Origin of the sequence: Noviherbaspirillum galbum (genome assembly GCF_010974945.1) — a bacterium.
GTDB classification, from domain to species: Bacteria; Pseudomonadota; Gammaproteobacteria; order Burkholderiales; family Burkholderiaceae_D; genus Noviherbaspirillum; species Noviherbaspirillum galbum.
Genome location: NZ_JAAIVB010000052.1, coordinates 14625 through 37853 on the forward strand (window position 1 = coordinate 14625; position 23229 = coordinate 37853).

The window sequence follows — 23229 nt, forward strand, 5'->3', positions numbered from 1 at the left end:
CGAGAGGAGACAATGATGCAAATTACGGAAAACAAACCATCTACCGCGATGGTAAGGCGCGTGGTCGTGGCTTCGGTGCTTGGCAATGCCTTTGAGTGGTTCGACTTCGCCATTTACGGATTGTTTGCGGTGACGATCGCCAAACTCTATTTCCCCGCCGGCGACGAAGCGGCCTCGCTGCTGCTCACGCTTGCCACGTTTGGCGTCGGATTTGCGGCCAGGCCGATCGGCGGCATCTTCCTTGGCATCTACGGCGACCGCGTCGGGCGCAAGCAAGCCCTGTCGCTCACCATCGCCTTGATGGCGACAGGTACCGCAATGATCGGATTGCTGCCAACCTACGCCGCGATCGGCATTGCAGCCCCGGTGCTCATGGTATTGGCCCGGCTTTTGCAGGGACTGTCCTGCGGCGGAGAGTTCAGCGGCGCCACGACGATGCTGGCCGAATTCTCGCCGCGCCATCTGCGTGGCTTCTTCGGAAGCTTCCAGATGTGTTCGCAGGCGCTCGCCTTTTCCGTCGGCGCGTTTGTCGCCTACCTCCTGTCCGTCAACTTGTCCCCGGCCGATCTCGAGTCCTGGGGCTGGCGACTGCCTTTCCTGTTCGGCATTCTGATCGGCCCGGTCGGCTGGCTGATCCGGTCCTCGGTTGACGAGTCGCCCGAATTCGCCGCCTACGCCAGATCCGCCCGTCCGGCGACGAACACCCCTGTCCGGGACGTCTTCCGCAACCATCCGCGGGCACTCCTGTCCGGCTTTTGCGTCGTCGTCGTCGGCACGGTGTCGGCCTATGTCTTCATCTTCTTCCTGCCAATCTTCGCGAAGAAGCAGTTCGGCCTTGCACCGTCGGATGTCAATCTCAGCACATTCGCAAGTACCGCCGTCCTGCTCCTGCTTTGCCCGCTTGCCGGCTACCTGTCGGATCGTTTCGGGCGCCGTTCCGTGATCTTGCCGGGCATGCTGTGCTACGCGATCGCAACGTTCTTCCTGTTCCAGCAATTCGTCGAGAACCCATCGTTCAGTTCCCTGCTCGCGGCGCAGGTTGGCGCGGCCGTGTTCATGAGCTTCTTCTGGGGACCCTCGCCCATCATCTTGACGGAGATGTTTCCGGTCGGGGTGCGTTCGACCGGCGCGGCCATCGCTTACAACGTCGCCGTCCTGATTTTCGGCGGACTCGCGCCGGCCATCAACGCTTGGCTCGTGCAAAAGTCAGGCAGTAATCTGGCACCCGTCTTTTATGTGGAAGCAAGCGTGCTGATAGGGCTGGTCGGCGCGTTCGCCCTGCCGCAGGCATCAAGGGCAGCGCCGGGGACGGTGGCAGCAAGCGCCTGATCCTTGCGGACGGCCATGCATCCATGCCGATTCGGCTGCGATGCATGGCCGTCATGCGCATGATTGCTGCCACAGCGAATGTTCGTCGGCTGGCTGGCGCGAGATCGAGGCTAAGCTGTTTCGAATCGTCTTTGAAGTCCGGCAAGAACCTGATGTGGATGCGGCGGCTGGCGGATCCTCCCGCCAGCTTGCCTTTCTACTTCTGCCCGTCCCTCGCGTTCAACCAATCCGGGGACTTGTTGATCCCCTGTATGGTCCAGCCACCGTCCGCAACGATGGTCTGTCCCGTGACATAGGCGGAATCATCGCTTGCCAGGAACCTGACGACCTTGGCGATCTCCGCCGGCTCTGCCAGGCGGCGCATCGGAACGCGTTCCAGCATCCAGTCCTCCTGCAGCGAACCGTTCGCGATGGCGTCCTCGATGATGGCGGTCCGCGTGAATCCGGGCGCAACCGCGTTCACGCGTATCCGGTAAGGCGCGGCTTCGACCGCCAATGACCGGGTCAGGCCGGCGATGCCGGCCTTGGCCGCCGTATATGGCCCCCGGCCCGGCAATCCGACGAATGCCGCCGTCGATGCGATGCTGATGATGGCGCCGCCGCGTCCTTGCTTGATCATCCTTGGCATCGCTTCCGACGCGACCAGGAACATCCCGGTGAGGTGGGTTCCTATCACGTCGGACCAGTCCTTGAATGACAATTGGCCGACCAGGCCCGAACGCTGTATGCCGGCGCTGTGGACGACGATGTCAATCCCCTGACCTGCCTCGTCGATCCGGGCAAAGACGCCCGCCACCTGTTCCGGGTCCGACACGTCGGCATCCAGGTAAACAACGCCGTCCCGTAACTGCTTCGGTTCGGCCCGGTCCAGCGAGAACACCTTTACGCCGGTTTCCGCCAATCCTGCAATGATCGCGTCGCCGATGCCGTTCGCTCCACCTGTTACGAGCGCAATCCGCTGCGTGGCATTACTCATTTGAACCCCTGTCGTCATTGGTCATCATCCCATCCGGGAAAGCGGGGAATCCGTCCCGCCTCTAGATTCATTTCTTCAGCAGCGCGCACTTGGATTCGGCGGGCTTCGTGAAGGCTTCCTCGCCCGGCACGGTAGCGATGATCTTCATGTAGTCCCAGGGCTTCCTGGATTCCGCCGGCGACTTGACCTGCATGAGGTACATGTCATGGATGTAGCGGCCGTCGGCACGGATATATCCCTTGCTGTAGAAGTCGTCGATCTTCATCTTCTTCAGGTGGGCCATCACCTTGTCGGCGTCGTCGCTTCCGACTTCCTTGACCGCCTTCAGATAGGTGCTCGTGACGGAATAATCGGCAGCCTGGTGCGAACTGGGCATGCGCTTGAACTTGGCATAGAAGCGGTCGGCGAACTTGCGCGATGCGTCATCCTTGTCCCAGTACCAGCTGTCCGCCATCATCAGGCCCTGCGCGACCGGCAAGCCCAATGCGTGGATGTCGTTGATCACCATCAGCAAGCCGGCGATCTTCATTTTCTTGTTCAATCCGAAATCATGCGCCGTCTTGATGGCGTTGACCGTGTCCTCGCCGGCATTGGCCAGGCCCAGTATCTGGGCTTTCGATGCCTGCGCCTGCAGGATGTAGGAACTCATGTCTGAGGAAACCGGGGGATGCTTCACCGAGCCGACGATGGTTCCTCCCTTCGCCTTGATCACTTCGGATGCTTCGTTCGCCAGGGAATGGCCGAACGAATAATCGGATACGAGCATGAACCAGTTCTTGCCTCCCTGCGCGACGACGGCCGAGCCGGTCACGCGTGCGAGCGCGACGGTGTCGTATTCATAGTGAATCGTGTACGGCGTGCATTCTTCGTTGGTGAAGCGGGCGCTCCCGGCTGCCACGTTGAAATACACGCGCTTTTTCTCGGAAATCACCTTGTTGATGGCAAGGCCGGCACCGGAATTTGCGCCGCCGACCAGCATCTTGACGTCGCTCTGGTCGATCCACTCCCTCGCCTTCGAGGCGGCGATATCCGCCTTGTTGAGATGGTCCGCCGAGAGGACCTCGATTTTCCTGCCGAGAACCGTGCCGCCGAAATCTTCCACGGCCATCTTGATGGCTTCGGCGCCGGCCGGGCCATCGGTATCCTGGTACGGGCCGGACAAGTCGGTAATGAAGCCGATGCGCAAGGGGGCGGCGGGCTGCGCCTGGGCATGCATGGTTTGCAGGCTCAAGGCGAGGACGGTCAGGCCGCAAAGCAGTTGCTTGTTCATGTTGGTTCTCCTGTTATTTGTCTGAAGTGGCCGGCTTGCCGCCATGTCTTGAAAACTGTTCGAGCACCTTGTATTTCGCGACGTTCTCGTCGAACCGCTGGTAGGGCATCAAGGTATTCAGCTCACCCTCGTGGAAGCAGTATTCCTTGAGCTTGGTGGCATCGCGCCCTTCGTGGAAGGCCTTGCAGACATGCTTGACCGCCTTGTACGCAGCGAAGATGGTCAGCGGCCAGTATACGGACATGTTGGAGCCCGCCTCGGTCTCGTCTGCCAGGGAGTCCTGGAAGTCGACGCTGGTGGTAATCAGCGGGCCATTGATGCGTGAGCGGAATTCCTTGAGCGCCTTGATCGACCCCTTGAAGACGATGAAGCCCGCATCGGCGCCGGCCTCAAGGTAGGCATTGATGCGCCGCACCGCGTCCTCCATGTCGTCGTTCAGGTACATGGCATCGGTTCTGGCGATGATCATGAAATTCTTGTCGACCCGGGCGTCGCAGCAGGCGCGGATGCGCTGGCACATCACCTCCTGGTCGAGCAGGATCGCCTGGTGGCTGGTGTGCTTGCCGAACACGGTGTCCTCGATATGGATGGCCGACGCGCCCGCCGACTCGAATTCGTGCACCGTGCGCCAGATGTTGGCGGCATGGTACCAGCCGGTGTCCGCATCGCAGACGATGGGAATGGCGGTCTCTTTCGCAATGTCGCGGGCGAGATCGAGCAAGTCGTGCAACTGCACCAGTCCGACGTCGGGCAAGGTGCCGCGGCTGGCTCCCGTGACGAAGCTGCCGGTGTAAAGGACGGGAAACCCGGTTTGCTCGATGATCTTCGCGCTCAGCACGTCATAGGCGCCCATGAGCGGCGTGCACGTTTTCTCCGCCAGCAGTTCGCGCAGCCTGACCCGCTTTTCATACATGTTCATCTCTTCGACTTCCTTGTTCGGTATGGGTGAACCAACTGGCCTACTACTTCATGTACATGCCGCCGTTGACGTCCAGCGTCGAACCGGTTACGTAACGCGCGTCGTCGCTTGCCAGGTACAGGGCGGCCGCCGCGATATCGTCCACCTCGCCGAAGCGCTGGAGGGGAATGCTTTCCCGGACGCCCGGCGGATATTGCAGGATGTCGGTCATTGCCGTCTGGATGGCGCCTGGCGCGATCGCATTGACCGTCACGCCGTGCGGACCCAGCTGCTTGGCGACCGCCTTGGTCAGGCACAGCACCGCCGCCTTGCTGACGGCGTAGCTGAGTTCGGCACTGACGCCCCCCACTTCGCCCGCGACCGAGGCCATGTAGATGATGCGGCCCTGCCCGCGCTTCTTGGCAATGGGAACGAATGATTGCGTGGCATAGACGCAGCCCATCAGGTTGACGTCCATTACCTCGCGCCACTGCTGCGGCGTGATGTCCTCGATCGGACGGCCGGGCCTGACGATGCCGGCGTTGCATACCAGCACGTCCACCCGGCCAAAACGCTGCATCGCCTGGTCGATCAGTTTCTGGTTTTCAACGGGATCGGCAACGTCCACCTTGACCGCCAGCGTGGGGCTGCCATGGGTTTCGGCAATCTGGCTGGCGGCATCGACGCATGCCTTCCCGTCGATATCGGCCAGGACCACGCTCGCGCCTTCCCTGGCGAACGTCTCGGCAATCGCCCTTCCGATCCCGCGCGACGCGCCGGTGATCACGGCGACTTTTTCTTTCAATTTCATGATGCGGCAAGCCTTTCAATCTGCTGGCGATCACCGCTGCCCACGGTCCTTTCCGGGACGCGATCCTTTCGGGGCCGGTGCATTCGCGCAATTGAATTCTAGGCGCGAAACTGGATAAGGAGTGGTACAGTGGAACAGTCTTTTACCAATACCGTACCAGACGCTCCATTGGTACACTTTCCCCATGTCCAGTCCCACTACCAAGGTCGAGCAGGTCGTTCAAGACGTATTGGCCCGAATTCGCTCAGGCGAGCTGAGGCCCGGGCAGAAATTGCGGTCGTTGAATGAGGAAGCGGTCGCCAACGGCGTCGCGAAGAACACCGTGGTGGAAGCGTATTTGCGGCTGGTTGCGCAAGGTGTCCTGCATGCCCGGCAAGGTTCCGGCTACTACGTGGCGGGCGCCATAGAGCGGCCGCGGCCGCATGCCATCGCTCCGTTTTCCGGCATTACCGATGGCGAGGCGCTGCTTACCGAACAGCTGGAGCGCCGCTTGCCGGTCCGTCCCGGCGATGGACGCCTGCCGCCCGACTGGCTCGAGGAATCGAAGCTGAAGCACCAGTTGTCGTCGATTCGCCTGCTGGCGGCCGATGCCTACAACTACAACAGCGCCTGGGGTTACCTGCCGCTCCGCGAGCGGCTGTGCAGCGTACTGGCCGAGCGCGGCATATTGGCTTCGCCGGACCGGTTGTTGATGACCCAGGGCGCCAACCACGCGATGGACCTCGTCATCCGCGGCTACGTGCAGCCGGGCGACGCCGTACTGGTGGACGATCCAGGCTATTACCCGTTGCTGTCCAAGCTGAACGTCGGACGGGCTCGCATCGTGGACGTCAAGCGCAACCAGGATGGGCCATGCCTGGAAGATTTGCAGGAGAAAGCCCGCAGCAGCGGCGCCCGGATATTCTTTACACAGTCGCTCGCCCACAACCCGACGGGCGGGTCCATCACGCTGGGAAATGCCTACGGCGTGCTGCGCATTGCGGAAGCAAACAACCTGATGCTGGTCGAGGATGACCCTTTCGCCGATATCTTGCCGCCGTCGCTGCCCAGGCTCGCTGCCCTCGATCAGCTGGAAAGAGTGATCTACATCGGCTCTTTCTCCAAGACCCTGGCTGGCAGTTTCCGGGTGGGCTATGTGGCCGCCGCGAAGTCGGTCGCCAGCGAACTCTGCAGGCTGCTCGTCGCGACGACCGTGTCGACCTCCTCCTACAACGAGAGACTCATCTTTTCCCTGATCGACCAGGGACATTACCTTCGTCACCTGCGCTCGCTGCAGTCGCGTGTCGCCGACGCGACGCAGAAGACGGTCCAGGCCTTGAAATCGGTGGGATTAGAAGCATGCAGCCCCTTCGGGGGCGGGTTCTACCTCTGGATCAATACGCCGCCGCACATGGTGGATCCCAAAGCGGTGGCACATGCCGCCTCGAACGGCATGCTGATCGCGCCGTCGATGGCTTTTTCCACGGATGCCTCATGCGCGCCTGCCATGAGGATCAATGTGGCGCATGGGTATCATCCGCAGTTCATTGCGTGGCTGAGGAATGCACTTCAGGGCCAGAACGCCAACTGAGCTTGGGGATCAATCGCGTCGACCGGGGCGACCAGAACGCCTGCTCACACCGCGCAATACTTTTCCTGGATTTCCTGGTCTTCAAGCAGCGCCTGCGCAGTACCCGCATGCACGATTTCTCCCTGGTCGAGGATGTAGGCACGGTCGGAAATCGACAAGGCCCGTTCCACGTTCTGTTCCACCAGCAAGATCGTCGTTCCCTGCTGCTTCATGCGGTGAAACAGCTCGAACATCTCGTCCACCAGGATGGGCATGATGCCTTCCGAGGGTTCGTCGAGGAGGATCATTTTCGGCTCGGCCATCATCGCGCGGGCGATCGCGAGCATCTGCTGCTCGCCGCCCGACATCGACGTGCCTTCCTGGTCGAGCCTTTCCTTCAGCCGCGGAAAGGTCTCGGCGATGCGGTCCACCATGTCGTCCATGCGCTCGCGCCGGCTGCTGGCGATCAGGCCGAGCTGGAGGTTTTCCCGGACGGTGAGCCCCGGTACGATGCGGCGGTCCTCGGGCACATAGGCCAGTCCGAGATGAAAACGCGAATTCGCGGGCCGCATGAGGCATTCCGTGCCGTCGAACACCATGCTTCCGCCGCGCTTGTCGACCAGTCCCATCATGGTGCGCAAGGTCGTGGTCTTGCCGGCGCCATTGCGCCCCATGAGCGTGACGATTTCCCCTTGCTTCACCTCGAATGAAATGTCCTGGACCACGTGGCTGCGGTCGTACCAGGCATTCAAGCCGCTGACCTTGAGCATGTCGACTCCTTAATGTTGGCCAAGGTAAACGCGCTTCACTTCCGCGTTCGCCCGGATGTCGGCCGGCGTGCCTTCGGCAAGGAAAGCGCCGTGATGCAGCACGATCAGGCGCTGGCAGATTCCCATCACCAGCTTCATCTTGTGTTCCACCAGCACCACGGTACGCTCGCTGGCAAGCGAGGAAATCAGGTCCATCATCACGACGGTTTCCTCCGGCGACATGCCGGCCGTCGGCTCGTCCATCAGCAGCAGTTGGGGTTCGGAAGCCAGCGCCATCGCCACTTCCAGCGCGCGCTGCTGTCCATGGGCGAGGTCCGTCGCCGGCTTGCCGCGAACCGCCCACAGCCCGACCCGCTGCAACAGGGCATCCGCCTTGTCCGACAATTCGCCCAGGCTGGCTCGCGGCCGCAGCAGGGAAAACCTTGCGGTGCGCATCTGCGCTGCCACGCGGACGTTTTCATGCGCGGAGAGCTGCTTGAAGACGTTGGTGATCTGGAAGCTCTTGGCGATGCCGATGCGAGCGAACTCATGCTGCGCCATGCCGGTGATGTCCCGGCCGCGGAAACGCACCCTGCCTTCGCTGGGAGGAAAGGCGCCGCTGACCACGTTGAAGAACGTGCTTTTGCCGGCGCCGTTCGGCCCGATGATCGCGGTCAGCATGTTGGGCGCGAAGGCGACGCTGACGCCAGTCAGCGCCTGGAACTTGCCGAAGCGCTTCGATACTCCCTCGACTTCCAGGATGGGCGTCGTCCTCATGGTGCTTCTCCTTCCGCGCTGACCCGCGCCGTCGTCCCCATGGTCGAGTGGTCGATGTCGCGCCGGCCGAGTTTCCGGTCCAGCCTCGCCATCGCGGAACCCCAGATGCCGCGCGGGAAGAACAGCACGAAGATGATGAAGATCGTTCCCACCACCGCCATCCAGTGCCGGGTCATCGAGGTCACGACATCCTCCAGATAGAGCATCACCGCGGCGCCGACGAAGGGACCGAAGAAGGTTCCCATGCCGCCGAGCAGGCACATCATGACGCCCTGCCCCGACTGGAGGTAATGCAGGGAATCGATCGGCACGATCGAAAGATGCAGCGCGCGCAAGGTACCCGCCAGGCCGCAGATGCCTGCGGAAAGCACGAATACCAGCAGCTTGGAGCGGGCCACGTCGAAGCCGCATGCAGCCGTCCGCTTTTCATTTTCGCGTATCGCCTCGATCACCGCGCCGAACGGCGAATTCAGGACGCGCGACACGAACCATAGCGCCAATGCCACGAACACGAGGATGACGTAGTACTTGGTGATCGGATCGAGGAAATCGAGGCGCCAGCCGAACACGTCCAGCGGTTCTACCTTGATGCCGCGCAGGCCATTCTCGCCGCCGGTCCATCGCTCCGCCTTGTAGAAGGCGTAGTACACGATCTGCCCCAGCGCGAGCGTGACCATGGCAAAGTAGATGCCTCGCGTGCGGATGGCAAGCAAGCCGATCAGCAGCCCGGCCAGCAACGCACCGAGCACGCCGATCAGGATCGCCGGAATCCAGTGCACCCCGAAGCTGACGATGGCGATGCCGGTCAGGTAGCTTCCCACCCCGAAGAACGACGCATGCCCGAACGACAGCATGCCGGTGTAGCCGAACAACAGGTTGAATCCCACCGCATACAGGCCGAAGATGAGGATGTTGATGGCCAGTGCTTCGTAAGGCATGATCAGCGGGAAGACCAGCAGGAACAGGCACACCGCGAGTACGCGTTCGCGCAGCACCCATCCGTAGATCCGTTGCATTGTATCCATGGGTCAGCTCATCAATCCGGCTTTGCCGAAGAAACCCTGGGGGCGAACCAGCAGCACCACCGCCATCAGGACGAAGATAGACAACTCGGCAAGGTCGGGCGCCAGCAGCGAGGTCATGCTGAACACCACGCCGACCAGCAGCCCCGCGACCACGGCCCCGGGCAGGGAACCCATCCCGCCCACCACCGTCACGACGAAGGACTCCGCCAGTATCGGGATGCCCATCTCCGGATTGACGGCCCGGGTCGGCGCGGCCAGCACGCCGGACAGCCCGGCAATCGCGGTGCCGATACCGAACACCATGAGCCAGACGCGCCCGACGTCCACGCCGAGCACGCGCACGATCTCTGGGTCCCGCGAGCCGGCGCGGATGATCAGGCCATAGCGCGTCTTCTCGATGAACAGCCAGAGCGCCAGGATGATGACCGCCGTGGCGCCGATCAGGAACAGGCGGTAGGTCGGGAAATAGCCGACGCCGAGGTTGACCGCGCCGCGCAGCGCCGGCGGCGTGGTCGAGGGCAGGCCCTCGATGCCGAAGGCGACGCGCATGGCCTCGATGAGGACGTAGGACAGGCCGAATGTCAGCAGCAAGGGATAATCGATGCCCCGGCCATACAGGGGCCGCACCAGGAAGCGTTCGACCACCAGCCCGACGGCGCCGACGGCAAGCGGCGTGAGAACCAGGCTGACCAGGAAGCTGCCGGTCAGCCCCAGGAAATACACGCCGAGAAACGCGCCGACCATGAAGAAAGCGCCGTGCGCAAAATTGACAACTGTCAGCATGCCGAAGATCAGCGACAGCCCGATTGCCAGCAGGGCGTAGAGCGAGCCCAGCGCAATGCCGGCAATCAGCTGCAGCAACAGCAGTTGGGGCGTGATTTCCGCCATGTTCCCTCCTCGAAGGACCGGGTCGTCAGACCTTGTGGCCCAGTTCCTCGCAGGTACGCAGAGAGGCCTCGTCCGGCTTCTCGATCGCGAGCACGTTGAAGACGTCGTTCTTGTCCTTCATGTTCTTGGACTTCGACTCGACGATGATCACCGATTGCACCGACTGGTGATCGCACTTGCGGTAGAACTGCTCGCCCTTGTACCAGTCGTATTTCAAGGCTGCCATCGCTTCCGCCACCTTCAGCGATTCGACAGACTTGGCATTGCGCACGGCCTGCAGCACGCTGCGCACGCCGGCATAGCCGAGCGCGCCGTAGTCGGAGGGAACGCTGCCGTTGTAGGCTTTGCGGAACTTGTCGTTGAATGCCTTGGCCGATGGAACCTGGTCTTCCATGCCCCAGTAGTAGGACGTGCCGCCGAGCACGCCGTCGAAGGCATCGGCCCCGCCTGCCAGGCGCGAGGTATAGAGCAGGACCGGCGTGATGATCTTGGTGCTGCTCTTGATGCCGAAGTCGGTGGCCTGCTTGACCGAATTCACGAGGTCCCTGCCGAAGTTGCACAGGACCAGGATGTCGGGCTTGAGCGACTGGATGCGCGGCAGGAAGGCGGAATAGTCCGACGCGCCGATGGGGTGGCGGATATCCGCCAGCGTCTGCACGCCAAGCGCCTGCCCGGCGCGCTGGAAGCCGCGCACCATTTCATGGCCATACGCATAGTCGGCGGTGAGGTAAACCACGCGCTTGCCGAATTTCGGAAAGGCATAGCGGGCCACGGCGCCGGACGTCATGTGCGGGTTCAGCGCTTCATGGAAGGTGTAGGGGCTCCAGTCCTTGGCCTCGTTGATCGCGTCGGATTGGCTGATCGAGTTGAACAGCACCTTGCGGTCCTTGCATACGCCGTTGATCGAGAGCTGGGTTGCCGCGGAGAGCGAGCCGACGATGAAGTTGACCTTGTCCTTTTCGATCAGCTCGAGGGTGCGGGTGGCCGCCTCGCCGGGGTTGAGCTTGTCGTCGCGAACCAGCAGCTCGGCCATGCGGCCATTGAACCCGCCGGACTCGTTGAATTCCTTGATGGCCAGTTCGGCGGCGCGGGCCTGGTCCTGGGCTTCGGCGGAAAATGCGCCGGTCAGCGGCGTCGGCAGGCCGATCCGGATCGGCGCGTTGTTCTGCGCGCGCGCAATGTTGAACCAGAGCGGCGTGGTGGCGGCCGCGAGGCCGGCGCCAAGCACCTGGCGACGGCGGCTGCGGAAGTCGGATGAATTCATGGTCGTCTCCTCGTGAACTGAGTTGGATGCTGCTGATCGCGTCTTGCTGACTTGTTATGGCTGTTCTGCTTCCAATCACGGACTTGCTTGTTCGGGCTTGCTGGCTGGCGCTGTCTCCTTTCTCCTTTCCTGTGGCTCAGGCTGGAATCGTCAATTCGATTGCGGTCTGGCGCAACACCGTCTCGGCGCTGCGCGTAGCGGCCTGCCGTTCGGCGTCGCCGCGCGACTGGGCCTGCATGTAAGCGCCAAGGTCGCGGCCGCGCTGCACCACCGCCGAACCGGCGGCAAGGCGAAGGGCTTCATAGGCGGCGGCGGCTTGTTCTCCCGCGCCATGTTCCGAGATGCAGGCAGTCAGGGCCGATGCATCTTGCGCGGCCTTTGTCACGCCCATGCCGACGTGGGGCCGGGCAACGCAGGCGGCATCGCCCATCAGTGCCACCCGGCCGAAGGCAAGCCGTTCCGACTGCACGTCGAAGATCGGCTGCAGGAAAGGCAAGGCGCATTTTTCGAGGATCTCGGCAAACTGGGGCGCGAGCAGGCGGCGCGCGTCGGTTCTCATGGCGGCGATATGGCGCCACGATACCTTGTGGGGCGGAATGCCCAACGGATAATATTGCCCGTCCTCATCGGTCAGGAGGGATTCGAGCGCGCCGCCAGGCGGCGCGGGCCGATACCAGACGAAATTGAAGCGGCGCCTGCCGGCCTCGGTTGCGTTCCCCGCACCGGCAACCGGATATCCGAGGAACTGCTCCCCGGGCGGCAGGCCGAAGGCAAAGCTGGCGAAGGCCCGTTCCAGCGTGCGGCGCGACAGTAAGGCCTCGTCGCACACGCCGCGCCATGCGACATAGCCGGCGTACTCAGGCTGGATCGCGGGCGCAAGCTGGGCACGGACCACGGAGCGCAGTCCATCGGAGGCAACCACCATGTCGCCGCGGAATATCTTGCCGTCCTCAGCCAGCACGGTCACGCCATCCCCGTCCTGCTCGATGCGGCGCACCGTGACGCCGGTGAGGTAGGAATCGCGCGGAAACACCTCGTGCAACAGATGGTAAAGGCAACTCCAGGAAGTCAGCACCTGCGGCATCGCCAGCGAGGCCATGACTTCGCCATCCTGGTCCAGCGCGACGCGCTCCCGCACCGGCACGCCCAGCCGTTCGTCGACCGTCGCGCCCGCCTGCCGCAGCCCGGCCAGCAGCGGCGCGTGCGTGACGATGCCGGCTCCCCTTCCGTCGAGCGATTCCCGCGCCTTCTCGAGCACGGTGACCTGGTGCCCCGCCCGCGCCAGCATGTTTGCCGCGAACAGTCCGCCAAGCGACCCGCCGACGACCAGGATGCTTGCCATGTCAGGCGGAAGCCGGCGATGCGGATTCGGCCGTGCCGGCCGACTGCTTTTCGTGCGCAGGGTAATTCAGCTCGATCACCACGCCGTTCGGATCGTCGATGAATACCTGGTGCAGGCCGAGGCCGGGGACGGTGCGTTCGCGGAAGGCGACGTTCAGGCGCTTCAGGCGCTCAAGCATGGAGGACAGGCCGTCGGTGAAGAAGGCGATGTGATCGATCGTGCCAGTGCCCTGCAGGGCGGTTTCGTCGCGGTCGCCGAGGTATTGCTTCAAGCCCGCCGGATCGTTGCGGTCGATGCCGATGATGTGCACGACCGCGTTGCCATAGTAGGTGTGATCGCCGGCATACATCCACAGGCCGGGAAACGGAAAGTCCGGCCGCGGACCCACGCTCATGCCGAGCACCTGCTCGTAGAAAACCCGGCAGGCATCGAGGTCGGTCGTCCGGATGGAGTAATGATTCAAGGTCAGTGCCATTCATGTCTCCTTTGCATTGCGGCCAGCGATTCTTTTGCCGGTGCGAGCCGGGCTGGCTGGCCGTTTCTCTGTTTCCGTGCTTCCTTGCCGCGGGCTGCGGGAACGGGTCCTTGCGCCTCCCCGCTTCGGCTCCTCGAGTATCGATGATGCCGTGAGGAGATAGCTTTGCACGCGATCGGCGATGAACCCCTCGCCGTTGGGGTCGTCCTTCCTGGCCGGTATCTGCTGGCCGTATATCCAGCGCCGCACACCGGTGTAAAAAATGCCGCCATGCAAGCCTAGCAGCAATTCCAGCTCCCTGTCGCTCGGCTTCGCCCGCGATGTCACCCCGGCATACCTCCGCGTTTCGCGCACGAGGCGCGGGAAAAGCTTCTCGCGCAGCAGGTTGAAAAAGTTGTCGGTGATGTAGTGGTCCGACAGACCCGAGTAGACGAAGATGCGCACGAATTCACGCGTGAGCACGCTCGAAGCGTAATCGCAATAGAAGCGCACGAGCTTGTCTTCCGGGGTGATGTCATCCGCATCCAGCAAGGTCTCCCATTCCGTCTTCCAGCGCGACTCGAACAGCTCGACATACACGCGTTCGATAAGCGCCTGCTTGGACGGAAAATAATGGTAAAGCAAGGCATGGGTGATGCCGATCTCCTGTGCCAGCACCCGCGTCTGCCCGTCGAATCCGTGCTGGGCGAAAAACTGGATCGCACCCGCCAGGATCTGTTTCTCCCGCTCCTCCACCGGCAGACGGCGGCGCGGCGCAGGTGCCGCCTTGCCTTCCGCTTTTCCTTCCGATGCTGACTTCGATCCGGTGACCGGTTTGCGCGCGCTCATCAAAAATTTTGTTCCGACGTTATTTACCAAGCGTTAAATATTGTGGCATATTATTGAGCAAATGGTAAGTAAGTGAAAGACGTCGCCAGAAAAATTTCATGCGGCCTTGCAGCATTCCGGGAGGAGACGATTCCGGGCACGACCGACTTGAAGGCAGACGCATTCCTGTTCTCGCGGCACGCTTCGCCGCCCCTTGGCTTGACTTGACGAGAGGTGTTGAATGGAATTAACCGGAGACTTGCTTATTGGCGCCCCGCCCGAAAAGGTATGGCAGGCGCTGAACGACCCGGAAGTGCTGGCCAAGTGCATTCCGGGCTGCGAAGAAATCACGAAGGTTTCCGACACCGAGATGCAGGCGCGGACCAAGATCAAGATCGGTCCGGTGCAGGCGCGCTTCTCGGGCCGCATCCTGCTCTCCGACATCCAGCCCGGGCAGGGTTGCACCATTAGCTTCGACGGCACCGGCGGCGCAGCAGGTTTCGCCAAGGGCAGCTCGGTCGTCACCCTGCAGCCGGAAGCGGATGGAACCCGCCTGGCCTATTCCTCGAAAGCCACGGTCGGCGGCAAGCTCGGCCAGATCGGCAGCCGCCTGATCGACGCGTCGGCGCGGCACATGGCGGATCAGTTCTTCACCGCCTTGCAGGAGCAGCTTGGCGGCGTGCCGGAGAGCGCACAGGCGGCGGTGCACGAGAAGCCTGTGGAGCCTGGGGTGAATGGGGAGCAAGCCGCTCCGCCGGTTACGCCGGCGGCGGCGCCAGCAATCCAGTCATTGCCATCGACACCATTGCCGGCTTCGCCGCCTCCACTTGCATCGACGCCGGAAGCCCAGGCTCCATCCGCCCCGGTCGCCCCGGCCATCGCGTCTTCCCCACCCTTGCCGCAGGCGGCTCCAAGGCCAGCCGTCACGCCGGTTGCGGCAAGGCCGGAACCACCGCCGCCCCAGCCAACGACGGAACAAATCCGCATCCTCTGGTTCCTGCTCGGCGCCGCATCCACCGCGTTCGGGTTCTGGATCGCCCATCTACTTGCCCGTTGAACACCACGCAGACATGAAAGCACCTCCCTTCGACTATGCCAAGCCGGCGTCCCTTGACGAGGCCATTGCGCTTCTGGAACGCCATGGCGACGATGCCCGGCTCCTGGCCGGCGGGCAGACGCTGCTGGCGACGCTCAACATGCGCCTGGCCGAACCTGCCCTGCTGATCGACCTGAACGGCCTCTCGGACCTGCGCGGCATCGCGCTGGTCGACGGCAAGCTGCGCATCGGCGCGCTCGCGACCCATGCCCAGGTCGAAGCGTCGCCGCTGGTGGCGGCGCATGCGCCGCTGCTCGCGATGGCCGCGCCGCATATCGCCCACCGCGCCATCCGCAACATGGGAACATTCGGCGGCTCGATTGCCTATGCCGATCCGGCCGCGGAGTGGCCGGCATGCGCGCTCGCGCTCGACGCCGAGATCGTGGTGCGCGGCAGCGGCGGCGAGCGCCGCATCGCCGCCGCCGATTTTTTCCTGGACCTGTACACCACCTCGTTGGCGCCGCATGAAATCCTCGTGGCCTGCGACATTCCCGTGCGTTCTCCGGAGTCCTTCCATCATTTCGATGAACTGGCCCGGCGCCACGGCGACTATGCCGTCGTCGGCCTGGCCATGGCGGCAAGGCGAGATGCCGGCGGACTGCGGGATGCGCGCATCGCATTCATGGGCATCGGCGGAGTTCCCCTCCGCGCCCGTGCCACCGAACTCGCTTTGCAAGGCCAGGCACTCGACGCCGCCGCCATCGACCACGCATGCGCTGCGCTGGAAGCGGAGCTCGACGGGCCGAGGGCGCCGATGCCGGACCTGACCCATTCAGGCGCGACCAAGCGGCACCTTGCCACGGTGCTGCTCCGCCGCGCGCTGCAGGCAGCCGACGCAGTCAGTCACCGCGGCTGACGAACTTCGAATCGAAAGGCAACGAGATCATGGCTGAGACAAGAACCATCACCCTCACCGTCAATGGCCAGCTGCAGCGGCACGAGGTCGAGCCCCGCATGCACCTGGTCGACTTCCTGCGCGAGGAACTTGACATGACCGGCTCTCACCTCGGATGTGAACACGGCGTGTGCGGCGCCTGCACGGTGCGACTGGACGGACAAATCGTCCGCGGCTGCCTCGTGCTTGCCGTCCAGGCCGACGGCAAGACGGTGGAAACGATAGAGGGCCTGACGGAATCCGGCACGATCCGCGACCTGCAGCAGGCCTTCCTGAACCGCAATGCGCTGCAATGCGGCTTCTGCACCTCGGGCATGCTGATGGCGGCGACGGAACTGGTCGAAACCCGGCCGAACGCCAGCCGGCAGGAGGTCCGCGAATTCATCTCCGGCAACTACTGCCGGTGCACCGGCTACCAGGCCATCGTGGATGCGGTCTGCGACGTGCTTGCCTCCCGCCGCGAGCAGCGCGAAGGAGCGGCGGCATGAACGCCCCCGAGAGGATCCCGACCGGCCTTGCGCCGCTGACCGATGACAACCGCTACATCGGCGAAAGCGTCGCGCGCAGCGGCGCGCGCCGGCTGACCGAAGGCAGGGGTTCCTACCTCGACGATCTCCGGCTCGCGCGCATGGTGCACGTGGTCTACTGGCGCAGTCCGGTAGCCCATGCCCGCATCCGATCGATCGACGTCGAGCAGGCGCGCGCCATGCCCGGGGTGGTGGCCATCGTCGATGGCAAGCAGATGTCGACGCTTTGCAAGCCCTGGGTGGCAACCCTCGCCCATCTGGCAGGCATGAAGTCGGCGCCGCAGTATCCGCTGGCGGTCGATCGCGCCTGCTGGCAGGGCGAACCCGTGGTGGCGATCGTTGCCGAAACCCGGGCCCAGGCGGAGGACGCGCTGCAATTCGTGCTGGTCGACTGGGAAGAACTGCCGCCGGTGGTCGACATGGAAACGGCGCTCGACGCAGCGACGCCCGTCATCCATCCCGACCTCGGGGACAACCTGTGCTTCACCCGCAGCCTCGATACCGGCGGCGTCGACCAGGCCTTTGCCCAGGCGCATGCGGTTGCCGAGGCCAGCTTCGATTTTGGCCGCCATACCGGCGTGACGCTGGAGCCGCGCTGCCAGATCGCGGACTGGAACCCGGGCGACTTGCGCCTGACGGTCTATCATTCCCAGCAGGCGCCGCACATGATGCAAGACCTGTATGCGCGCCAGTTCGATCTGCCTGAATCGTCGGTTCGGGTCATCTGCAAGGATGTCGGCGGCTCGTTCGGCATCAAAGTGCATGCCTATCCCGACGACTTCGCCACGGTGGCGCTGTCGATCCTGCTCAAGCGCCCGGTGAAGTTCGTCGCCGACCGCCTTGAATCGTTCGTCAGCGACATCCACGCCCGCGAGCACCGGGTGCGCGGCCGCATCGCGGTGGCGCCGGGCGGCGAGATCACCGCGTTTGAAATCGACGACCTTACCGGCATCGGACCATACTCGATGTTCCCCCGCACCAGCGCCATCGAGGGTAACCAGGTCGTGAACCTCGTCGGCGGTCCGTACCGCCATCAACAATATCGTGCCCACCTGAACGTCGTGTTCCAGAACAAGACGCCGACCTGCCAGTATCGCGGCGTAGGCCATCCCATCGCCTGCGCGGTCACCGAAGGCCTGGTAGATCTCGCGGCGCACAAGATCGGCATGGATCCGCTCGAGATGCGCAAGCGCAACGTCATTCCCGACGATGCCTATCCCTGTTCCGGCATCTCCGGCATCAAGCTGGAGGTGTTGTCCCACGAGGCATGCCTGAACAAGATCGAAACGATGATGGATTATGCCGCGCTGCGTGCGGAGCAGGAGGCGCTGCGCAGGAAAGGGATTTACCGCGGCATCGGTTTCGCGACCGTCATCGAACTGACCAACCCGAGCGCCGCGTTCTATGGCGTCGGCGGCGCCCGCATTTCGTCGCAGGAAGGCGCGACCGCCAAGCTGGAACCCACGGGCACGGTGACGATCATGATCGGCGTCGGCGAACAGGGCCAGGGCACCGAAGGGATCTTCGCGCAGATCGCGGCGGACGCGGTCGGCGTCGACATCGACAAGGTACGCATTGTTACCGGCGACACCGACGTGACGCCCTATGGCGGCGGCACCTGGGCGTCGCGCGGCGCAGGCATCGGCGGCGAGGCGGTTCTCCAGGCCGGGCTCGCATTGCGGGACAACATCCTCGCGGTCGCGGAAAAGATTCTCGGCCGCGACGGTGCGGGCATGGCGGTGCGCCGCGGCGACATCGTCGCCGTCGACACCATGGAAACCCTCATGCCGCTGAGCGAACTCGGCCGCATTGCCTACTTCCGTCCCGACACCTTGCCTGCCGGATTCACGGCGGAATTGATGGTGACGCGCCATTACGCCCAGCGTGACTATCCATTCATCTTTACCAACGGCGTGCAGGCAAGCTACGTCGAGGTCGATGTCGATACCGGATTCGTCAAGCTGCTCAAGCATTGGGTCGTGGAGGATTGCGGGCGCGTGCTCAATCCGATGCTCGTCGACGAGCAGATGCGCGGCGCGATCGTGCAGGGCATCGGCGGCGCCATGTTCGAGGAATGCCTCTATGACGAGAACGGCCTGATGAAAAACGGCAGCATGGCCGACTACCTGGTGCCGATGGCGTCTGAAATGCCTGACATCGACGTTGCCCATATCGAAACGCCCACCGCCAGCTCCAAGCTCGGCGCGAAGGGAGCCGGTGAGGCAGGGACGGCCGGCGCGCCGGCCGCGGTGATGAACGCGATAAACGATGCGCTGGCACCCTTCGACGCGGCCGTCTTCTCGCAGCCCTTTACTCCCGAAAAAATCCTGCGGGCGCTCGGCAAGGTGAAGTGAAGCAGGTCCCTGGAATCCGCTGACACGGCTCGGCATCAACCATGACCGCATGCGGATTTCGGACGGATTCCCCTTGATACGTCCCTTCGCCGGCTAACTTCTCCGCACGTCGCCGGAGGTGTCGGCTCCCGCCCCACACCTTGCAAGGGAAGTGTCTCGCGGATGCCGGCTGATCGCCGCGACCATCCTTGCGAAACGGTCATTGGCGTTCTTGCCACGATCCAGTTTTTTCCTTTCTTTTCAATGGCTTGGCATTCCCGTTCATGGTTTGGCGGACGCTGGCACGGTCCTCGCTAAATACCGGTCAAGCGCAACACGAAGCGCCCACCACCCAAACCACCATCACTCTGGAGAATGACCATGACTACCCTCGCCATCAAAGACATCGTTTCCGCCACCGAACTCAAGTCCGACGAACTCTCCGCCGTGCGCGGCGGCTGCAGCTACACTCCGAGCATGCCCTCCTGCTACACGCCCAGCCTGCCCGGCTGCGGCTCGTCCTACAGCCCCTCGGTTTCCCTGACGAAGAACGACTTCAACTTCGCCGCGTCGCAGAGCCTCTGCCAGGACCAGAACACCATGGTCAACAACGGCAACAACGTCGCCTTCGCCTCCGGCATCACGTCCAACGTCGCGCCGACCCAGAACGGCCACAACAACATCAGCCTCGGCTACTAAGCCAATCGTTTCCGCATAAGGAGAACAGCATGTCCAACCTGCAAATGAAGGACCTGGCCAGCGTCGAGGAACTCGATGGCCGCGCCATGGCCGAGGTGCGCGGCGGCAATGACGCCGCAGCCGCCTGGCTCAAGCAGATGGGGCCGGTGGCCAACGTGAACGTGGGCGTGAACCAGAACATCACGCAACTGCAGAACATCGAGGTCAATGCCCTGAACAACGTGGGTGTGATCGGCGCGGGCTTCGTGGCGCCGAACCTGACGGTCAGCCCCTCGCAGTGGGCCGCCGCCAACCTCGCCCTGTAAGCTTTGGGCAAGTGCAACGCACCAGCGGGAGGAGTCCTTCCGCTGGTGCGTCGTTACGCACGCAGCGCCGCACTGTGCGGTCATGACCTGCATTCCGTCCGGCTTTCGCCCGCGATTACCGGAATCTCGCCGGCGACAAGGGCTCGGCCCGCACGCCATGCTTCGCCAGCGACTCCGGCACCTCCCGCCCCAACAGCAAGGCCGCCGCGAGTTGCGCCACGGCGGGTGCGCTTTGAATGCCATATCCACCCTGCGCCGCCACCCAGAAAAATTGCGGTTCTTCCGGTTCAGGTCCGATCACGAGATCGCCATCCGCAACGAATGAACGCAGCCCAGCCCAGGTCCGGCGCGGACGCCGGATCTGCAAGGTCGTCGCCTCTTCGATGCGGTAGATGCCGGTCGCGACATCCAGTTCTTCCGGCTGCACGTCGTGCGGCGACACGGGATCTGCATTGGCGGGCGAGCCCAGCAATTGCCCTGCATCCGGCTTGAAGTAATAGGATTCGTCGATGCCGATCACCGTCGGCCAGCCAGCGAAGTCGACTCCGGCCGGCGCATCGAAGGTGAAGGCCGTGCGCCGCTTGGGCTGCAGGCCGATGGGCGGCACTCCGCACAACCCGGCCACCGTATCGGCCCATGCGCCTGCCGCGTTGACAAGCACCCGCGCGCCCAGCGTGCGGCCGTCTTGGAGGCGGATCTGCCAGCCCTGCCCTTGTCCCTGTCCTTGCCGATTCGCTTGCTCGAGACGGGCATCGACGAACAATCGGCCGCCGGCGTTTCGCTGGCGCTTGAGATATCCCTGGTGCAAGGCATGGACGTCGATGTCCATGGCGTCGGGTTCATGCAGCGCGCCGGCGACCATGTCGGCGCGCAACACCGGGCAGCGCGCGACGGTTTCCCGCGCATCCAGCAGGACCGCGTCGGGAGAGCCTGCGCGCGCCTCCGCCACCGCCCGTTGCAGCAGTTCTTCCTGTCCTTTCATTGCCACATGCATCACGCCGCGCGGACTCAGGATGGGATGCTCGGTGAAGCCTTGCGGCGGCCTTTCCAGGAAGGCGCGGCTGGCGCGCGTCAGCGCACGGATCATGGGCGTGCCGTACGTCTCCGAGAACAGCGCGGCCGAGCGGCCTGTGGAATGCCATCCAGGTTGTGGTTCCTGCTCGAGGATGGCGACAGAGGCATGCGGAGCCAGTTCCGCTGCCAGCGACGCGCCCGCGATGCCGGCGCCGATGATGATGAAATCGAATTCCATGTTTTTCCTAGCTTTCTGGATGGCGCCGCCGGCTTCCGGCCGCCCTTTGTCCGTTGCGGAACTCATCCGGCGTCACCCCAGCCATGCGCTTGAACATGGCGATGAACGACGATGCGCTGCCATATCCGAGGTCGAGGGCGATGTGCTCGACGGTATCGCCGGCGTCGAGGCGCGGCATGGCCTTCACGACCCGCAGGCGCTGCCGCCATTCGCTGAACGGCATGCCGAATTCACGCTGGAATCGCCGCATCAGCGTGCGCTCGGTGGTGTTCGCCGCGCGCGCGAGTTCCGCCAGTGAACGGGAGTCGCCTGGATTCGCTTCCAGCGTCTGCAGCACCGGCTGCAGCAATGGATCCTCGGTGCCGGGCAGATAGCTTGCCGTGGATTCGGCGCGCGCCAGTTGGTCCACGAGCACGCCAAGCAGGCGCTGGTCTTCTTCGGCATGGTTGCCAGCGCCAAAGTGATCGCGCAAGTATTCGAGCATCGCCCGTACCAGCGGACTGACCGTGACGGCGCATGGCTGCGCGGGGAGCCTGGCGCAAAGCTCCTGCGCGACGTAGACCGAGCAGAAGCTGGTCTCGTACCGGTTCAGGCCCTGGTGGCCGGTGTATGGCGGCAGCCAGATGCCGCAACGCGGCGGCGCCAGGCAATGCCGATCGGCCAGCTTCACCTCCATCAACCCGCTGAAGGAATACACCAGCTCCCCCCAGGCGTGATGATGCTCGCGCGTCGCAGCCTCCGCCGGCACCGATGACGAGCGGAAGAAAACCGGTGCGGGCAATCGGGTGCCCGCGGATGGATAGACGTGCTTCGCGCGTGGCTTCATGCTGCTCCCTTCGGATTCCAGTCGAATGCGCCCCGTGTCGTGAAGATTGGCGGAAACGCTGCATTGACTGTCATGTATTCACTATATCCATGGCGCATGCCACGCGCATAATTTTGCCACGGACGGCGAAACTAGGGAGCGATCGGATGGATGCGCGCAAGGCGGTGGATGGGCAGGCGATCGGCATCATGGTGATGCTATGCATGATCTGGGGCTTGCAGCAGGTCGTGCTCAAGGCGACGGTGGACGACATCAGCCCCACGCTGCAGGTCGCCCTGCGCTCCGGCATCGCCGCCCTCCTCCTGATGGCCCTCATGCGCATCAGGAAGGAAAGGATCGCCTTGCTGGACGGTCCCTGGCGGGCGGGCCTGCTGGCTGGCGGCCTGTTTGCCTCCGAGTATCTTTTTGTCTGCGAAGCGCTGCGCCACACCAGCGCAGCCCATGCGGTGGTGTTCCTGTACACCGGACCGATCTTCGCCGCGCTCGGCCTGCATTGGAAGCTTCCTTCGGAGCGCCTCGCACCGATCCAATGGGCGGGCATCGCGGTCGCCTTCGCCGGCATCTTCGTGGCTTTCCTCGGAAAGGACCAGGCGTCGTGGCAACCGTCGCCCGGCGATTCCGGCGCGCTGTGGGGAGACTTCCTTGCCCTGGGCGCCGGCGCCGCGCTGGGCAGCACCACCGTGGCGATACGCTGTTCCGGCCTGGCGCAATCCACCGCGAAGCAAACCCTGCTCTACCAGTTAGTCGTTGCCTTTCTCATCCTGCTGGCCGTCGCCGCGTTCACCGGCGAACTGGGCATCAAGCCGACCGCGGGTGCGCTGGAGAGCCTCGTCTTCCAGACGGTGATCGTGTCCTTCGCGAGTTTCCTGGCGTGGTTCTGGCTGTTGCGCCAGTACCTCGCCTCCCGGCTTGGCGTGTTTTCCTTCATGACGCCGATGTTCGGCGTGATGCAGGGCGCATGGCTGCTGGGCGAGGACATCGAGTCCCGTTTCCTTGCCGGCGCGCTTCTCGTGCTTGCCGGGATTGCCATCGTCAGCAGCCACGGCTGGCGAAAACCTGCGTGAGCCGGTGACACCCCAAACAGGATGCTGGAGATTTGCTAACATCGGGTGACCATCCACCTCATCCCGGGTCCG

General features: G+C 63.6%; 23 protein-coding genes. 9 read left to right on the forward strand and 14 right to left on the reverse strand.

Going from position 1 to position 23229, the window contains the following annotated elements; genetic code table 11:
• Positions 1-12 precede the first annotated feature (12 nt).
• Positions 13-1329, forward strand: coding sequence for an MFS transporter (locus G3574_RS15660; RefSeq protein WP_235953471.1), 1317 nt, complete (start codon positions 13-15; stop codon positions 1327-1329).
• A gap of 196 nt (positions 1330-1525) precedes the next feature.
• On the opposite strand, the gene G3574_RS15665 is transcribed toward G3574_RS15660, so the two are convergent.
• The 4 genes from G3574_RS15665 to G3574_RS15680 form a co-directional block, all read right to left on the reverse strand.
• Complete coding sequence (locus tag G3574_RS15665) at positions 1526-2305, reverse strand: SDR family NAD(P)-dependent oxidoreductase (RefSeq protein WP_163964926.1); 780 nt, start codon at positions 2303-2305, stop codon at positions 1526-1528.
• A 67-nt stretch (positions 2306-2372) separates the two neighbouring features.
• Positions 2373-3521, reverse strand: coding sequence for an ABC transporter substrate-binding protein (locus G3574_RS15670; protein ID WP_235953474.1), 1149 nt, complete (start codon positions 3519-3521; stop codon positions 2373-2375).
• A 67-nt stretch (positions 3522-3588) separates the two neighbouring features.
• Complete coding sequence (locus G3574_RS15675) at positions 3589-4494, reverse strand: isocitrate lyase/PEP mutase family protein (protein ID WP_163964932.1); 906 nt, start codon at positions 4492-4494, stop codon at positions 3589-3591.
• A gap of 43 nt (positions 4495-4537) precedes the next feature.
• Entirely contained in the window at positions 4538-5284 is a 747-nt protein-coding gene (locus G3574_RS15680) for an SDR family NAD(P)-dependent oxidoreductase (RefSeq protein WP_163964935.1), read from the reverse strand.
• A 184-nt stretch (positions 5285-5468) separates the two neighbouring features.
• On the opposite strand from G3574_RS15680, the gene G3574_RS15685 reads away from it, so the two are divergent.
• On the forward strand, positions 5469-6854 hold the full coding sequence (locus tag G3574_RS15685) for an aminotransferase-like domain-containing protein (RefSeq protein WP_163964938.1): 1386 nt from the start codon (positions 5469-5471) through the stop codon (positions 6852-6854).
• Positions 6855-6898: 44 nt separating this feature from the next.
• Here G3574_RS15685 and G3574_RS15690 read toward each other — a convergent pair whose 3' ends face one another.
• The 8 genes from G3574_RS15690 to G3574_RS15725 form a co-directional block, all read right to left on the reverse strand.
• Positions 6899-7603: an ABC transporter ATP-binding protein gene (locus G3574_RS15690; RefSeq protein ID WP_163964940.1), complete on the reverse strand. Its 705-nt coding sequence runs from the start codon at positions 7601-7603 to the stop codon at positions 6899-6901.
• 9 nt (positions 7604-7612) lie between these two features.
• A complete protein-coding gene (locus tag G3574_RS15695; RefSeq protein ID WP_163964942.1) occupies positions 7613-8359 on the reverse strand; it encodes an ABC transporter ATP-binding protein in 747 nt (248 codons plus the stop codon).
• A complete protein-coding gene (locus G3574_RS15700) occupies positions 8356-9384 on the reverse strand; it encodes a branched-chain amino acid ABC transporter permease (protein WP_163964943.1) in 1029 nt (342 codons plus the stop codon). Before G3574_RS15700 ends, G3574_RS15695 begins: the two co-directional genes overlap by 4 nt.
• Before the next feature lie 3 nt (positions 9385-9387).
• A complete protein-coding gene (locus G3574_RS15705; protein WP_163964946.1) occupies positions 9388-10272 on the reverse strand; it encodes a branched-chain amino acid ABC transporter permease in 885 nt (294 codons plus the stop codon).
• Between the two features lie 25 nt (positions 10273-10297).
• Positions 10298-11536 carry an ABC transporter substrate-binding protein gene (locus G3574_RS15710; protein WP_163964948.1) on the reverse strand — a complete coding sequence of 413 codons (1239 nt, stop codon included), beginning with the start codon at positions 11534-11536 and terminating at the stop codon, positions 10298-10300.
• 136 nt (positions 11537-11672) lie between these two features.
• On the reverse strand, positions 11673-12878 hold the full coding sequence (locus G3574_RS15715; protein ID WP_163964950.1) for an FAD binding domain-containing protein: 1206 nt from the start codon (positions 12876-12878) through the stop codon (positions 11673-11675).
• Between the two features lies 1 nt (position 12879).
• The gene (locus G3574_RS15720) at positions 12880-13353 is read right to left on the reverse strand and encodes a VOC family protein (RefSeq protein WP_163964953.1); all 474 of its coding nucleotides are present in this window, start codon (positions 13351-13353) and stop codon (positions 12880-12882) included.
• Positions 13354-14181, reverse strand: coding sequence for a TetR/AcrR family transcriptional regulator (locus G3574_RS15725; RefSeq protein WP_163964955.1), 828 nt, complete (start codon positions 14179-14181; stop codon positions 13354-13356).
• A gap of 220 nt (positions 14182-14401) precedes the next feature.
• Here G3574_RS15725 and G3574_RS28105 point away from each other — a divergent pair, with 220 nt between their 5' ends.
• From G3574_RS28105 to G3574_RS15755, 6 genes are all read left to right on the forward strand, one after another.
• Positions 14402-15217 (forward strand): CoxG family protein, encoded by an 816-nt coding sequence (locus tag G3574_RS28105; RefSeq protein WP_205609806.1) that lies wholly within the window; start codon positions 14402-14404, stop codon positions 15215-15217.
• A 13-nt stretch (positions 15218-15230) separates the two neighbouring features.
• Entirely contained in the window at positions 15231-16112 is an 882-nt protein-coding gene (locus G3574_RS15735) for an FAD binding domain-containing protein (RefSeq protein WP_163964959.1), read from the forward strand.
• A gap of 29 nt (positions 16113-16141) precedes the next feature.
• Positions 16142-16639 carry a (2Fe-2S)-binding protein gene (locus tag G3574_RS15740; protein WP_163964962.1) on the forward strand — a complete coding sequence of 166 codons (498 nt, stop codon included), beginning with the start codon at positions 16142-16144 and terminating at the stop codon, positions 16637-16639.
• On the forward strand, positions 16636-19032 hold the full coding sequence (locus G3574_RS15745; protein WP_163964965.1) for a xanthine dehydrogenase family protein molybdopterin-binding subunit: 2397 nt from the start codon (positions 16636-16638) through the stop codon (positions 19030-19032). Before G3574_RS15740 ends, G3574_RS15745 begins: the two co-directional genes overlap by 4 nt.
• Before the next feature lie 360 nt (positions 19033-19392).
• On the forward strand, positions 19393-19710 hold the full coding sequence (locus G3574_RS15750) for a hypothetical protein (protein WP_235953472.1): 318 nt from the start codon (positions 19393-19395) through the stop codon (positions 19708-19710).
• 29 nt (positions 19711-19739) lie between these two features.
• Positions 19740-20015 carry a hypothetical protein gene (locus tag G3574_RS15755; RefSeq protein WP_163964970.1) on the forward strand — a complete coding sequence of 92 codons (276 nt, stop codon included), beginning with the start codon at positions 19740-19742 and terminating at the stop codon, positions 20013-20015.
• Positions 20016-20130: 115 nt separating this feature from the next.
• On the opposite strand, the gene G3574_RS15760 is transcribed toward G3574_RS15755, so the two are convergent.
• On the reverse strand, positions 20131-21267 hold the full coding sequence (locus G3574_RS15760) for an NAD(P)/FAD-dependent oxidoreductase (protein WP_163964973.1): 1137 nt from the start codon (positions 21265-21267) through the stop codon (positions 20131-20133).
• Positions 21268-21274: 7 nt separating this feature from the next.
• Positions 21275-22093 carry an AraC family transcriptional regulator gene (locus G3574_RS15765; RefSeq protein WP_163964976.1) on the reverse strand — a complete coding sequence of 273 codons (819 nt, stop codon included), beginning with the start codon at positions 22091-22093 and terminating at the stop codon, positions 21275-21277.
• Between the two features lie 146 nt (positions 22094-22239).
• On the opposite strand from G3574_RS15765, the gene G3574_RS15770 reads away from it, so the two are divergent.
• Positions 22240-23157: a DMT family transporter gene (locus tag G3574_RS15770; RefSeq protein WP_163964978.1), complete on the forward strand. Its 918-nt coding sequence runs from the start codon at positions 22240-22242 to the stop codon at positions 23155-23157.
• The last annotated feature ends 72 nt before the right edge of the window (positions 23158-23229 follow it).

What these genes read in the sequence shown, in the direction of transcription:
- G3574_RS15660 (WP_235953471.1), top strand. Translation starts at nt 13, where the DNA reads ATGATGCAAATTACGGAAAACAAACCATCTACCGCGATGGTAAGGCGC.
- G3574_RS15665 (WP_163964926.1), bottom strand. Translation starts at nt 2,305, where the DNA reads ATGAGTAATGCCACGCAGCGGATTGCGCTCGTAACAGGTGGAGCGAAC.
- G3574_RS15670 (WP_235953474.1), bottom strand. Translation starts at nt 3,521, where the DNA reads ATGCATGCCCAGGCGCAGCCCGCCGCCCCCTTGCGCATCGGCTTCATT.
- G3574_RS15675 (WP_163964932.1), bottom strand. Translation starts at nt 4,494, where the DNA reads ATGAACATGTATGAAAAGCGGGTCAGGCTGCGCGAACTGCTGGCGGAG.
- G3574_RS15680 (WP_163964935.1), bottom strand. Translation starts at nt 5,284, where the DNA reads ATGAAATTGAAAGAAAAAGTCGCCGTGATCACCGGCGCGTCGCGCGGG.
- G3574_RS15685 (WP_163964938.1), top strand. Translation starts at nt 5,469, where the DNA reads ATGTCCAGTCCCACTACCAAGGTCGAGCAGGTCGTTCAAGACGTATTG.
- G3574_RS15690 (WP_163964940.1), bottom strand. Translation starts at nt 7,603, where the DNA reads ATGCTCAAGGTCAGCGGCTTGAATGCCTGGTACGACCGCAGCCACGTG.
- G3574_RS15695 (WP_163964942.1), bottom strand. Translation starts at nt 8,359, where the DNA reads ATGAGGACGACGCCCATCCTGGAAGTCGAGGGAGTATCGAAGCGCTTC.
- G3574_RS15700 (WP_163964943.1), bottom strand. Translation starts at nt 9,384, where the DNA reads ATGGATACAATGCAACGGATCTACGGATGGGTGCTGCGCGAACGCGTA.
- G3574_RS15705 (WP_163964946.1), bottom strand. Translation starts at nt 10,272, where the DNA reads ATGGCGGAAATCACGCCCCAACTGCTGTTGCTGCAGCTGATTGCCGGC.
- G3574_RS15710 (WP_163964948.1), bottom strand. Translation starts at nt 11,536, where the DNA reads ATGAATTCATCCGACTTCCGCAGCCGCCGTCGCCAGGTGCTTGGCGCC.
- G3574_RS15715 (WP_163964950.1), bottom strand. Translation starts at nt 12,878, where the DNA reads ATGGCAAGCATCCTGGTCGTCGGCGGGTCGCTTGGCGGACTGTTCGCG.
- G3574_RS15720 (WP_163964953.1), bottom strand. Translation starts at nt 13,353, where the DNA reads ATGGCACTGACCTTGAATCATTACTCCATCCGGACGACCGACCTCGAT.
- G3574_RS15725 (WP_163964955.1), bottom strand. Translation starts at nt 14,181, where the DNA reads ATGAGCGCGCGCAAACCGGTCACCGGATCGAAGTCAGCATCGGAAGGA.
- G3574_RS28105 (WP_205609806.1), top strand. Translation starts at nt 14,402, where the DNA reads ATGGAATTAACCGGAGACTTGCTTATTGGCGCCCCGCCCGAAAAGGTA.
- G3574_RS15735 (WP_163964959.1), top strand. Translation starts at nt 15,231, where the DNA reads ATGAAAGCACCTCCCTTCGACTATGCCAAGCCGGCGTCCCTTGACGAG.
- G3574_RS15740 (WP_163964962.1), top strand. Translation starts at nt 16,142, where the DNA reads ATGGCTGAGACAAGAACCATCACCCTCACCGTCAATGGCCAGCTGCAG.
- G3574_RS15745 (WP_163964965.1), top strand. Translation starts at nt 16,636, where the DNA reads ATGAACGCCCCCGAGAGGATCCCGACCGGCCTTGCGCCGCTGACCGAT.
- G3574_RS15750 (WP_235953472.1), top strand. Translation starts at nt 19,393, where the DNA reads ATGACTACCCTCGCCATCAAAGACATCGTTTCCGCCACCGAACTCAAG.
- G3574_RS15755 (WP_163964970.1), top strand. Translation starts at nt 19,740, where the DNA reads ATGTCCAACCTGCAAATGAAGGACCTGGCCAGCGTCGAGGAACTCGAT.
- G3574_RS15760 (WP_163964973.1), bottom strand. Translation starts at nt 21,267, where the DNA reads ATGGAATTCGATTTCATCATCATCGGCGCCGGCATCGCGGGCGCGTCG.
- G3574_RS15765 (WP_163964976.1), bottom strand. Translation starts at nt 22,093, where the DNA reads ATGAAGCCACGCGCGAAGCACGTCTATCCATCCGCGGGCACCCGATTG.
- G3574_RS15770 (WP_163964978.1), top strand. Translation starts at nt 22,240, where the DNA reads ATGGATGCGCGCAAGGCGGTGGATGGGCAGGCGATCGGCATCATGGTG.